Consider the following 13834-nt stretch of genomic DNA (forward strand, 5'->3'; position numbering starts at 1 on the left):
CAGACCTCTCAAAGACGGGGACAACGCTGCGTCCGCGCCTGCCCACCCTTCTGGCGCGAATCCCGATGATCGTCACGCATATGGGGAAGCTCCCCCGCTGGACGTCCCAGGCCCTGCCGGTCGGCTTAGCCAACGGCAGGGCCATTCTACCCGGGAACGCCGTGGGAATGATCGTTACTCACTCGGCGAGACTGGCGAGCATGAGGGCCTCAGTGAGGATCGCCCGACGGAAATCTCCAAGATGCAAGGACTCGTCGATACCGTGCATACGCGAATCCGGGTCAGTAACGGCAGTCACTAAGACCGTCGCCTGTGGGAACGCATTCTGCAAGTCGGTCACTAGTGGGATAGCGCCACCAGTACCCATCTCGACAGGCTCCTGGCCCCAGGCCAGTGCGAACGCCTGCTTGGCAACCTCTGCCTTGTCACCGGTGAGAGGAACCACGCCCGGTTGACCCAACTGGCCACGAGTCACCGTGATATGAGCGCCAAACTCGACGTGAGACTCCAGGTGCTTGACGAGGGCGTCGAGGGCCTCACCAGCGTCTTGCCCCGGAGCAACTCGCAGGCTGATTTTGGCCCGCGCGCTCGCGGGAAGAACGTTGATGGCGTCCTTGACCGGGGTCGCGTCAATAGCGATAACAGTCACGGACGGCTTAGTCCACATCTTTTCGACTGCACGGCCTTGCCCAACCCACTGGACACCGTCTAGGACGCCGGTCTCCTCACGCAAACGATCCTCCGGGTAATCCAGTTCGGGGCCTGCGAACCCTTGCAACCCGTCAACGGCGACCTCTCCAGTCTCGTCGTGCAAGGTTGCGATGAGGCGGCATAGGGTAGTCAAGGCGTCAGGAACGATGCCACCGAATTGGCCAGAATGCAGGGCATGGTCGAGCGTGGAGACCTCGACGACGCAGTCGACAACACCGCGCAAGGTGGTCGTCACAGAAGGGACGCCCTGCTCCCAGTTGACCGAGTCGGCGACGACGATGACGTCAGCAGCCAGCGCGTCCTTGTGGTTGGCAATAATGGCCTCCATAGACGATGACCCGATCTCTTCCTCACCTTCGACAAAGAGGGTGACGCCTACCGGGGGTTTGCCGTCCAAGGCACGTATGGCGGCTAGATGGGCGGCGACGCCACCTTTGTCGTCGGCGGTGCCACGGCCGTAGAGCCGCTCCCCCTTCATCGTGGCGGCGAAGGGATCAGTGTGCCAGTCATCGAGGTTTCCGGTGGGCTGAACGTCACCGTGGGAGTACAGCAGGACAGTGGGTTGGCCCTCAGGCGCCGGCCAGTGAGCAATGACGGCGGGCAGGCCGTCGTTCTCAGTCACGACAGTGACGTCGGAGGCGCCAGCATCTTTGGCCGCAGCCGCAATAAACTCGGCTCCGGACTTCACGTCGTCGGGCCGCTGGGAGCTGACCGACCTGATTGCCACATGGCGGGTCAGCTGCTCGACGGCATCGTCGAAGCCAGCATCAACCTTGGCAGACAGATCTTTGAGAATATGCGAAGGATCCATGGTCAAAGTGTAGGAGCGCGAGCCCTCGTTTGCCGACACCAAAGATCCTTCACGACGCCACGAAAAGCCGTACGGAAATCCCAGGGGGAGAAAACCCACGTGATCCTGCTCATTGACAATCACGATTCGTTCACATTCAACCTCGCACACCTGCTCGCCGAGGTTGGCGGCGTCGCGCCAGTGGTGGTCCAGCCCGAGGACGTCGAGCGGGAGGGAATCTTCCACCGGTTGATCGACGGCGAATTCGATCATGTGGTCATCGGGCCAGGCCCCGGCTCCCCTCTCAACGACGAGGATTTCGCCATTGCGGGCCAGATCATCGACGCCTCTGCTGAGCTCCCACTGCTTGGGGTATGTCTGGGTCATCAAGGCCTTGGGGTGCGTCACGGTGCCCAATTGCAGGCTATTGTGCCCCATCACGGCATCGTGAGCCAGATCCATCACTGTGGACACGGCATCTTCACCGGATTGCCACAAGACTTCCAGGCCACTCGTTACCACTCGCTGTGCCTGACAGCATTAGGCAACCAACTCATCGAACAGGCCCGCGCCGAGGACGGGGCCGTCATGGCAATCAAGGTTGCCGACCGACCGCACTGGGGTGTGCAGTTTCACCCAGAATCGATCATGACGCAGGTCGGGCACCAGTTAGTGAGGAACTTCCTGGCCATCGGCGGCCAGCCGCGCGTGCATAAAAAACACGAACCGAGCATCATCGAGTCACAAAAGTGTCCCCGGACTACGCCACGGTGGAAAATTCACCACCGAGTGGTAGACATCAACCTCGACGAAGAAGCCACTTTTAGCCGCCTCGCGGGCGACGGTGACGGCTTCTGGTTGGACTCGGCTGCCACGCGTCGTGACACGGGCCGCTGGAGTGTCATGGGCACGACGTCGGGGACAGCGTCCGAGCTTGTGAGTTACGACGTCACCACACATACGTTGACAGTCAACGGACGCTCGCAGTCTGGTGATGTGCTGAATTTCTTGGAACGCCGTCTTGCAGATGGACTATCACGCACGGACCCGGAACTGGCCGACGTGCCGTTCACGGGTGGCTACGTCGGCTTCCTCGGCTATGAATGCAAAGCGCTGACCTTGGGCCCTAATACCCACGACAGTGAACTTCCCGACGCTATGTGGCTGCGTCCAGCGAGCTGGATCGTGTACGACCACGACCAGCAGCGCGCCTATCTCATGGCCTTGGTGGACCGCGACACACCCAACCGCAACGCTGATTTGCTAGACACGCTCAAGGCTGCGTTGGTGGCACGGCGAGAATGCGACGAAGGGCCGGTACCACCAGCCGTCACACCCGTGGAAGGGTCGTGGCGGCTCAGCACAACGGCATACCAGAACCGAATCCTCGCAATTCAGCGGGCGCTGGCGCTCGGCGACTCGTACGAGGGCTGTCTCACCGACACGTGGACCGCACAATGCGAGGTAGACGGCTGGCAGCTGTACCGCGCACTACGGCGTCGAAACCCAGCACCCTACGGGGCATATCTGCGGTTCAGGAGCTCGAATGTGGAGGTGTGTTCGTCGTCACCCGAACGCTTCTTGACGGTTCGCGATGGCGTGGCCGAGTCGAAGCCGATCAAGGGAACGATGGCTCGCTGTGACGATCCGGTAGCAGACGCCCAACGCGTCGTCGATCTACGTACCGATGCGAAAAACCGTGCCGAAAACCTCATGATCGTCGATCTGGTACGCAATGACCTATCACGGGTGTGCGAACCAGGCACGGTGGACGTGCCAGCTCTCATGGCCATCGAATCGTATGCGACGGTGCACCAAATGGTGACCACGGTACGTGGACGGCTGCGCGAGAACGTCGGATTGGTCGACGTGTTGCGTGCGACGTTTCCTGGCGGATCGATGACCGGGGCACCTAAAGAACGATCCGTGGAAATCCTGGACGATGTGGAGGCCGGTGCTAGGGGTATTTACTCGGGGATACTGGGGTATCTCGGATTCGATCGCACCGCCGATCTCAGTATCGTGATCCGGACCCTCGTCGTGGCCGGGTCGCAGGTATCAGTCGGTTCCGGCGGCGCAATTGTCGCCGCATCTGCGCCCGATGAGGAATGGTGTGAGAAGAACCTCAAAGCGGCAGCACCGCTAGCTGCGCTCGCACAAGCCGTTCAGGGCCGCCTGACGACAACCGATTAACACACGTTCGCCCAGACGGCAGACGCTCCCCTTACTCCCCCATCACCGCCGGAATCGGCTTGCGCCAGGTTCGCTCGATCTCCTCAAGAGGAAGACTAAATAAACCGTTGACTTCAAATTCGCCGTGATCGATAACTTCACCAATACGCTCACATGGCACGCCGTGTTTCTGGCACAGCTCCTTGAATTCGCGGTATCCATTACCGCACAGTGAGACGACCGCCCGTGCCGGAGTCTCAGAGAACAACGTCACCGAAGGCTCACCGTCAGGCAGGCTCACTGATACGCCAAGCCCCCCCTGCAAACAGCTCTCCACAAGAGCCTGGGCCAAACCACCGTCAGACAGATCGTGCGCACTCGACAACAAACCACGCTTCGACGCTTCAACCATGACCGCAGCCAACGCCTTCTCGGCGTTCAAGTCGGGCATCGGAGGCATACCCCCGAGGTGGCCCGCGTGGATGACGTCCTCGTAAACCGACCCGCCGAACTCGCGCTTTGTCGTTCCCAGCAGCACAACGGCGTCACCGTCATGAGCAAACGCCGACGGAATGCGACGGTGCACATCGTCAATCACACCGAGCACACCAACCAACGGCGTAGGACGGATCGACTCATCCCCGGTGCGGTTGTGCAGGGAGACGTTACCCCCCGTCACAGGCACCCCGAGCTCACGGCACCCATCAACCAGGCCAAGGACGGTCTCGTCAAATTGCCACATGACGTCGGGATCGTACGGGGAGCCATAATTCAGGCAGTCGGTGACGGCCACCGGAGTGGCGCCCGAAACCGCCACATTCCGGTAAGCCTCACAGAGGGCCAGTTGGGCACCCAGGTACGGGTTGAGGGTGGTCTGCCGGCCATTAGCGTCCAACGACAGCGCAATACCGAGGTTGTCGTCGATGCGGATCATGCCGGCATCGTTGGGCTGGGCGAGCACGGTATTGCCGCGCACGAACCGATCGTACTGATCAGTGATCCACGAACGGTCACAGAGCTGGGCTGAACCGACCAGGGCCAGTAGCGCCCCAGCAAGGCCCTCACCGGAGTTGTCGCGTGGCAACGCATTAGCGTCGTTCTGGTTGAGCTCGTCAATCCACCACGGGCGTGCAGCTGGCATGTCGAGGACCGGCCCGTCATGGGCAACCGTCCGCGGATCGACGTCGACGATCCGCTCGCCATGCCAATCGATGTGAAGGCGACCGGTATCAGTGACCTCACCGATGACAGTGGCAGCAACACCCCAATGGGCGCAGATTTCCATGAACTGATCGAGCTGATCGGGCCGTACTACCGCTGCCATCCGCTCCTGAGACTCGCTCATCAGGATTTCCTCAGGGGCGAGGTTCGGGTCGCGCAGCGGGACGCGATCGAGCTCGACGTGCATGCCACCGTCACCGGCACTGGCCAGCTCCGAGGTAGCGCACGAAATACCGGCAGCTCCGAAATCCTGCAGCGCTTCAACTACCCCAGCGTTAAAAAGATCAAGGGTGCACTCGATGAGGAGCTTCTCCATGAACGGGTCGCCCACCTGGACGCTGGGTCGCTTTGACTCGCCTCCCGCAGCGAAGGACTCCGACGCCAGAATCGACGCACCGCCAATACCGTCACCACCCGTAGCCGCCCCAAAAAGAACGACGAGATTGCCTACACCCGAAGCTTTGGCGAACTGCAGGTCTTCGTGGCGCAGCACACCCACGCACAGGGCGTTGACGAGCGGATTGCCGTAATAGGTGGGGTCGAAGAGGGTTTGGCCGCCGATCGTCGGCAAGCCGAGGCAGTTGCCATAGTCGGCGATTCCAGAAACAACGCCGGGCAGAACACGTGCGGTATCCGGCGCGTCTAACGGGCCAAAGGCAAGGGCATTCATGACGCCGACCGGGCGAGCCCCCATCGCCATGATGTCGCGGACGATGCCGCCGACCCCAGTAGCGGCACCCTGGTGAGGCTCAACATAGGAGGGGTGGTTGTGGGACTCCGCTTTAAAGGTGACGGCTAGCCCGTTGCCGATATCGACGACACCGGCGTTATCTCCGATGCCTGCAAGCAGCGGCCCAAGCGGCGTCCGCTGAGGAAGATCACCGAATCGGCGCAGGTACTTCTTCGAAGACTTATACGAGCAATGCTCCGACCACATCACCGAGTACATGGCGAGCTCACCGCCGGTCGGGCGGCGTCCCAGGATCTCCCGGATGCGCTGGTATTCGTCGGCGGACAGCCCCAACTCAGCCCAAGGCTGCTCGACGTCGGGGGTGCTGACGGCGTTCTCCACTGTGTCTGCCACAGGACAAATCTAGCCGTTGAGCGTCATCATTGCCGCCTCGACCACAGATGAGACCTTCCTCAGGGGAAAACCGCAGCAAAAGAACGTCTTACCATGAGCCACGTGAGTACCACCCCATCGACCCCTCATCGTCGCGTCGCCATGACATGGGTGGTGTGGGTAACAGCCGTGATCGCATACGGGTTTGCGGTCATGCAGCGGACCTCACTAGGGGTCATGGGGTTGACGGCGGCCGAGCATTTCAACGCCCCTGCCTCCGTCGTCGCTACTTTTATGGTGCTGCAACTAGCGGTCTACGCTGTGCTCCAGATTCCGGCTGGTATCACCGTCGACCGATTAGGGTCGAGGATCGTCATTACCGCCGGATCAATCGTTATGACTATCGGACAGGTCGTCATGGCGCTAGCCGGGAGCGTCAGCGGTGCAGTACTAGCTCGCGTCCTCGTCGGATGCGGTGACGCCTTCATTTTCGGCGCTGCTGTGCGACTAGTGCCAGCCTGGTTCCCCGCTAAACAGATCCCCCTGCTAACCCAACTCACCGGTTTGCTCGGCCAGTTCGGACAGGTCGTCTCAGCGGTGGGACTTGTGGCCATGGTCAACGACGCCGGATGGCGTTACACCTACCTCCTGGCAGCGAGTGGTGCTGCACTAGCGGCTGTGTTGGCTGTTCTTTTCATCCGTGACAGCCCACCGGGAGTGAAGCCGGAACGTACCGACACCAGCGTCACACAACTCCCCCACCAGGTCGCCGAAGTCGTCAAGCATCCCTCGACGCGGCTCGCCTTTTGGGCTCATATGTCGTCAAATTTCGCCGGTATCGTGTTCTCGCTGATGTGGGGTATGCCCTATCTCACGCACGCTGAGGGACGCTCAACAGCCACCGCTTCGACCCTCATGACGGTCTACGTCATCGCCAACGCCATTGCCGGACCGACAGCGGGCATCCTCACCAGTCGACACCCCATCCGGCGTGGCACTCTCATCGAAGGAATGATTGCCGCCTCCGCGTTGGCGTGGTTGGTCGTTCTGGTGTGGCCGGGCCCAGCTCCGCTGTGGATGCTTTTCCTTCTTACCATCTGCCTGGGCATCTCTCTACCGGGCGGCAACGTCGGTTTCGACGTAGCCCGCACCTTCCAGCCCGGCAACCGGCTGGCCACCGCCACGGGTGTAGCAATTACCGGCGGATTCATTTTCGGCCTGGTGGAAATCGAGATCATCGGCGTACTACTCGACGTCCTGTGCCCCGGCGGGCGTTACACCCTCAGCGGATTCCGCTGGGCGATGTCAACCCAGCTCATCATTTTCGCCATCGGATTGATTGGGTTAGAAACCAACCAGCGACGGCTCTACCGAATCATGGCGGACAACGGGGTGACGATACCTACCTGGCACGAGGCCTTGGCAAGACAATGGCGGGTTGTCGCACAGCGTCGCCGCTAAACAACCCGCCTGAGCCTTCTCAGCAATTAAAGTCACGGGCAACCTCGGCACGAGACGCCGCGTCCCGACGCTCCTTGAGCATCCGGATCAAACCACCCGACGCCAATTGATGACTCGCCAACCAGCGGTCGGCAGACTCCGCGACGTCACCATCAGGGAACAACCCGACGACCAAACGTTGAGCCATTTCGATCGGGAACTCTTGCCAGATCTGTTCGAGGTCATCGAAGTAGGAGTCGTTGAGACGAGCAAACGTGTGGGCACCCAGCGGGGTACGCAGACCGTCAATAAGAGCCAAGCAATGCTCATTGGACAGCTCCCCCGGGGTACGCAGGCGGCGATAGGCTTCCTGCTTGGCAGCATCGTCGGGACGGGCAGTAAGGGCAGCCATGTGGTGAGCGACACCGGTCTTAGTGTGGTCGCGCTCTAGCTCAGCATCGAGGTCTTCAATGCTGGCGTGGCCCACAGCAGCCAGTGCCATCCACGATTGCCACCTCATCTCCGGGTCAACCACCAGGCCGGCAACATCACCGTCACGCAGGGCACAAACCCTCTGCACCGACTCAGGATCGGCAGCCGCCAAGGCCAGGGCGTGACCCGCCCAGATGCGCTGCAGGTCACTGCCGGGCTCAGACTCGTCAAGCCCCTGCCACGCCCGCGCCGCCTCAGCGCGGCGTGCTGCGTCGCGGGCAGAGTCAGGCAAGTATGTCTCGACGGCCATTCGAAGCTGCTGCAACACGGTGGCTAGGATCGCCGGTTCGGTCTCCTTGGGGCCGTGCAAGGCGACGGCGTCGGCATATTCTTGCACCCTGAGTTTGGCGTCGCGCACGGCGTTCCATAGCATCGACCACACCAGCGCGCGGGGTAACGGATCGGCCAAACCCGATAGATGGGCGAGGGCAGTCTTCGTACCCGCAGCGCCGAGTCGCACTTTGGCGTAGGTGAGGTCGTCGTCGTTGATGAGCACGAGGTCGGGAGCTGGCTTACCGGCAGCTTGAGGAACCGGAGTGCGCGGGGAAGAAATGGTCAGATCAATAAGGTCGGTACGCACCAGATCCTCACCACGCAAAGAGTACAAACCGACGCGCAGGGTGTGGGGCCGATTGACGTCGTGGCCGGTACGAACGTCGACCGAATCGCGCACCACGGCCAGCTCGGACACAACGCCGTCACGGATCGTCAGCTCCGGCAAGAGGACGTCGGGGCCAGCGGTCTTGAGCCATGCGTTAACCCAAGCTTTCAAATCGCGTCCACAAGCCTTCTCAAGGTGCCGGATGAGGTCGTCGAGGGTTGCTGACGAGAACGCTAATTCGCGGAAGTACTGACGGGCTGCACCAAAGAACTGCTCAACGCCAACATGGGACACCAACTGCTTGAGCACAGAGGCCCCCTTGGCATAGGTGATGCCGTCAAAGTTCTGACGAGCAGCCTCCAAATCGACGATGTCAGCAACGATCGGATGGGTCGTCGACTGCTGATCAGCAGTGTAGGCCCAAGCTTTGCGTCCGACAGCGAAGTTCGTCCAAGCCTCGCGGTATTCAGTGCCGGCAACTGAGGCGTGAGCGCCCATGTATTCGGCAAAAGACTCCTTTAACCACAGATCGTCCCACCACTTGGGGGTGACGAGGTCGCCAAACCACATGTGGGCCATTTCGTGGAGGATGGTGTTGGTGCGGCCTGCGAGCTCAGACCGAGTAGCAGGTCCGCGGTGGATGTAATTTTCGGTGAAGGTCACCAAGCCCGGATTCTCCATCGCACCAAGGTTGTATTCCGGTACGAAGATCTGGTCGTACTTACCCCACGGGTAGGGGTAATCAAAGGCGCGGTGGTAGAACGTCAACCCCTGCTTGGTGATCTTGAAGATCTCCTCGTGGTCGACGTACTCAGCCAGCGAGGCACGGGCCAAGATGCCCAACGGAATGGATTCACAACCATCATGTGAGTGCCACTCGTCTTCGAAACGGACATAGGGACCAGCAGCGATGGCGGTGAGGTAGGTTGACATCCTCGGAGTGAGGGCGAAGTCGTGCAGCAGACCGCCGTCGACCTGGCGAAGGTCCTCGTGAACCTGATTGGAGGCAACCCGCCATTCATTCGGGGCGACGACGTCGAAGTCGACATGGGCCTTGAGATCGGGCTGCTCAAACACTGCGTACATCCGGCGCGAGTCGGCAGCCTCAAAGTGGGTGTAGAGGTACACCTTGTCATCAGCCGGATCGACGAAACGGTGCAAACCCTGCCCGGTGTGTTGGTACGGCAGCTTGGCTGTGACGATGACGAGGTTCTTACGGTGGGTATGGAGTCCGTGAAGTTGGATACGCGATCCGTCGTACTCCGGTTCGACCTCCTCGTCATTGACGATGACCGACTCAATCTCGCCGTCGAGCAAGTCCAGGAAGGTGTCGGGCTCTTTGGTCGAGAACCGCACCCTGGTGCTGGAGGTAAAGTGGGTGGCCCCATCAACGTCAGCACCGCGCACGTCGATGCGGACGTGGTACCTCTCGACCGTGATGATCTCGGAACGGTGACGGGCTTCCTCGCGGGTCAAATTCATCGAACTCACGCCACCAGACTAGGGCAGCGCCGCGAGTCGTGAGCATCCAGAGGCAGTAATTCGTCTGGGTAGAGCCGCCCTTCGCCGTTCAGTGTGGACTCATGGGTGGGGGCCTCTTGTGATGAAAAGCCTCCACCACTGTTAGCCGGGTACGTCGTCGACTGGGCACGAGCGTGCCGGACGCCTACACCCTCCTACACTCGGCAGATCGAAACCACCAGCCAGTTCGATAAAGAATTCAAAAAGCTCAGCCTCTAGGCCCAGGCCGCTCCCCGATCACCAACAGACAGGACAAATGCACATACAGCCCTACAGCTGAGTGTGGGTGTAGTTCTTGCTACGAGGGTTGGACGAGGCACTACCGGGCTGGATGCCTGGTGGTGCCTCGTCCTGTGTTAACCCGACGTAGTTGTACCCACCTTCGCGGTAGGGGATCTTCATCTTGGAAAGGGAACCATTCAGTACGAACCAGTATTATTGGGTCACAGTTCCGCCCCAACACAGATCGGCCAGATCAACTGTAACCTCCTTCCTCATTGTTAGGACGTAGCATTGAGCACGCGAAAATCTGGCATGTTTATTGCTATAGCTGTCATCACCCTTGAACTGATTGGCGGCATGCAAAGCTATCTGAGCCAGTTAATTCTGCCCATCCTGGCGAAGGATTTGAACAGCCAAAACCTCTATGGCGTGATTCTCGGAATTTCGTCCATTGCGACTATGGCCGGGTTGCCAATAGGTGCGGCTGCGATCACCCGGGTGCAGCTGTCCAAGCTTTTGGTTAGCGCCACTCTAGTACTGGTCTTCGGGGCGCTGATGAGTGCCCTTGCGCCGAACATTTTCATTTTCATGATCGGGTCAGCCTTACGGGGCGTAGCTGGCTCTATTCTCGCGATGACGTCAGTCGGCGCAGTAGCACTCGGGCTATCGGGGCGGGCACGACAGCTTACACTGGCGTTCGCTTCAGCCAGCTGGGTTATCGCCTCTATAGTTGGCCCAGCCTATGCTGCGTGGGTCACACATCTATTGTCGTGGCGGTGGGCTATGCTGCTCTACTTACCCTTGCTTTTGGTCGCCAGATTCGCCATTACTTTTAGCCTGAAGTCCGAGGACAACACGAAGGACACTCCGATCTCTTATGAGGCCCTTGCTCTCATCATCTTCGGCGTAACCGCCACCATATTTCCCCTAAGGGGAATAGCTAAGGTTGTTTTACTCCTCGTTGGCATTGCATTTTTGGGACGAGTTGCTATTTTGCTGATGCCTACACACACCTTCTCCCAGAGAACGCCTCGAAGGGCCGCTTTGGCTGGCATGTTTTTCTTAACTGGCAGCTACTTCTCCGCCAATGAACTCGTCAGCCTGACGGCACATGACATTTACCACGCCGATGCCGAGTCGCTTGGCTATATCCTTACCGGAGGTGGCCTCGCATGGGCTTTGCTCGGGGTCTTTTGCGGAATGAGGCCCACAAAAAGCCTGGCTACTTACCGAACGAGATCCACCATTGGCTTGGCCTTGTTAATCGCCTCTACTCTTGCGATTAGCCTTCTTACCTTGAACGAATGGCGCCTCTCCTACCCAACGTTATATTTTGTAGCGTTATGGACGGTTACCGGAATAGGCATGGGGCTAACCTACCTTGACACGCTTAATATCTTCTTTGAAGACCCAGATATTCCCGACGGAATCACCATTGAAGAAATGGCAAGCTCGTCAGTCATTGTTGAATCGCTGTCTTCAACAATGTTCGTCCCACTGACCTCGTCAATTGTCGCAATGGCATTCACCAACAAACAGCTCACCTCGAGCATTCCTTACGGAGCATCTTGGTTGATCGTTCTGGGCTTAGCCGCCGCAGCCCTATATTATCTCAGACGCGTACAACCTGCGAACCTCGAATAAAGAAATTCATGCCTCGATTTCCCATTAATACTGTGCGTGATTCGGTCATTTTGGATCATCGCAATCTCGGGTGCAATTGGGGTCTGAATCCGCCCTCTTCGGGTAGAGAGCGGGCGATGGCAGCCAGACCCCTGGGGACTGAGCCGATCGGGGTGTCTCGTGTTCACTGTTGGCGGGGCGAGCTGGCGGCCAAAAGCGGCATCACGGCAACTCAGCCAGCGATTCCTTTAGGCAGTCAACCTACTGGAGCGTCACCCCATGGGCCACGTCGCACACCGGACACGCGACCGAGGAAGCCCATTTTCCCACACGAGCACGATTGTCCGGATTCCTCGATCCGAGGGCGTACACATAGTCCGCGTCAATGGCTATTACATAGCCAACACACCAACGTGGCCATCAGCAAAAACCCGATATTTATACCAGCGCGTATTGGCGTCAATGCGCGCTAGGCGAAAAGAGACTCTCCGAGCCAAGCACCGTGACAAGATGACATCACTGGCGATGCGATAGAGCATCGACTACCAATCGGGTATACACGAAAGGGTGAACCATTGTTAAAGTTCACAGTCGATGTTCTTGTCATCGGATGGGGCAAAGCCGGTAAGACGATCGCCGGACGCCTCGCCGGGGAGGGCCGCAATGTCGCCCTCGTCGAAAGGTCACCACAGATGTATGGCGGCACCTGCATCAACATCGCCTGCGTACCCACCAAAGACCTCATCGACTCAGCATCCAAGCGCGACGGCCGCGACCCCGTCCCCTACTTCAGCTCAGCCGTCGCCGACCGCGACACCCTCATTGCCAAACTGAACCATGCCAACCACGCCATGCTGGAAGGCAAGGCGCTCCTTTTTGACGGGGTGGCCAGCTTCACCGGGCCTCACACTGTGACCGTCTCTGGTGGCGACGACGAGATCGCCGTGCACGCCGAGACGATCATCATCAATACCGGAGCTCACCCAGCAACCCTCTCGATTCCCGGTGCCGATGGCCCCCGAGTTTATGACTCCACCACGATCCAGCACATCAATCCCTTGCCGTCACGACTGGTTATCGTGGGTGGCGGTTTCATTGGGCTGGAGTTCGCTCAGATGTTCGCCCGATTCGGCTCCCAGGTGACCCTGCTCGAGGCCGGCGAAACCTTCGCCCCCGCCCTTGACGCCGACATCGCCGAGCGTGTGCGCAACATGCTTGAGGGTGAAGGGGTCACCGTCGTCACGGGTGCGCGCGCCACCTCGTTTCACGACACCGGCAACCAGGTTGACGTCGTCACTAGTGAGCGGACTTTCACCGCCGATGCCGTGTTGGTGGCAGCGGGCCGACTCCCCGCCACTGAGGACCTCCACCTTGAAATTGCCGGGGTGGCCACCGATGAGCGAGACTACATCACCGTCGACGATCAGCTGCGCACCAATGTTGATGGGGTGTACGCAGTCGGCGACGTCAACGGTGGACCGCAGTTCACCTACGTCTCCCTCGACGACAACCGGGTGCTGTGGGACACCCTTCACGACGGGCCGCGTCGTCGCAACGATCGGGTGGCCGTCCCGACGACGACCTTCCTCGACCCGCCACTGTCGCAGGTGGGCATGACGATGCGCCAAGCCCGGCAGTCCGGGCTCAATGTCCTCGTGGCTACCAAGGACGTCGCCTCGATCGCCGCCATGCCGCGACCCAAGATCGTCGGACAAACCGAGGGCCTCATCCGAGTTCTCGCCAATGCCGACGACCACACCATCCTGGGGGCAACCCTGTGGTGCATAGATTCGCAGGAGCTCGTCAACCTCGTCTCACTGGCCATGCGGTTAGGAGCGCGCTATGAGACGTTGCGTGACGGAATCTGGACTCACCCGTCGTCCACCGAAGCTTTCAATGAGGTGCTTGGGACGCTCACGCCTCTTGCGTGAAAAATGGTTGACGTCCAGTTTGACTACCTGGTCAAACCGGACGTCAA

7 protein-coding genes are annotated in these 13834 nt (G+C 59.8%); 4 read left to right on the forward strand and 3 right to left on the reverse strand.

The features are described from left to right. Positions 1-178: 178 nt before the first annotated feature. Positions 179-1522, reverse strand: coding sequence for a dipeptidase (locus tag FYJ43_RS09045; protein ID WP_154564048.1), 1344 nt, complete (start codon positions 1520-1522; stop codon positions 179-181). A 99-nt stretch (positions 1523-1621) separates the two neighbouring features. On the opposite strand from FYJ43_RS09045, the gene pabB reads away from it, so the two are divergent. Beyond that, a complete protein-coding gene (pabB, locus tag FYJ43_RS09050) occupies positions 1622-3694 on the forward strand; it encodes an aminodeoxychorismate synthase component I (RefSeq protein WP_326833519.1) in 2073 nt (690 codons plus the stop codon). Between the two features lie 31 nt (positions 3695-3725). Here the strand turns inward: pabB and purL are convergent, their stop codons facing one another. Beyond that, positions 3726-5978 (reverse strand): phosphoribosylformylglycinamidine synthase subunit PurL, encoded by a 2253-nt coding sequence (purL, locus tag FYJ43_RS09055; protein ID WP_326833520.1) that lies wholly within the window; start codon positions 5976-5978, stop codon positions 3726-3728. A 141-nt stretch (positions 5979-6119) separates the two neighbouring features. On the opposite strand from purL, the gene FYJ43_RS09060 reads away from it, so the two are divergent. Continuing rightward, a complete protein-coding gene (locus tag FYJ43_RS09060; protein WP_154564479.1) occupies positions 6120-7418 on the forward strand; it encodes an MFS transporter in 1299 nt (432 codons plus the stop codon). A gap of 19 nt (positions 7419-7437) precedes the next feature. Here the strand turns inward: FYJ43_RS09060 and pepN are convergent, their stop codons facing one another. Further along, positions 7438-9972 carry an aminopeptidase N gene (gene pepN, locus FYJ43_RS09065; protein WP_154564481.1) on the reverse strand — a complete coding sequence of 845 codons (2535 nt, stop codon included), beginning with the start codon at positions 9970-9972 and terminating at the stop codon, positions 7438-7440. Between the two features lie 552 nt (positions 9973-10524). Between pepN and FYJ43_RS09070 the strand changes: the two genes are divergently transcribed. Both FYJ43_RS09070 and FYJ43_RS09075 read left to right on the forward strand, forming a co-directional pair. After that, entirely contained in the window at positions 10525-11877 is a 1353-nt protein-coding gene (locus FYJ43_RS09070) for an MFS transporter (RefSeq protein WP_154564052.1), read from the forward strand. Between the two features lie 509 nt (positions 11878-12386). Continuing rightward, a complete protein-coding gene (locus FYJ43_RS09075) occupies positions 12387-13787 on the forward strand; it encodes a dihydrolipoyl dehydrogenase family protein (RefSeq protein ID WP_407643736.1) in 1401 nt (466 codons plus the stop codon). Positions 13788-13834: the final 47 nt, after the last annotated feature.

This window comes from Cutibacterium porci (assembly GCF_009696315.1).
In the GTDB taxonomy this organism is placed as follows: domain Bacteria; phylum Actinomycetota; class Actinomycetes; order Propionibacteriales; family Propionibacteriaceae; genus Cutibacterium; species Cutibacterium porci.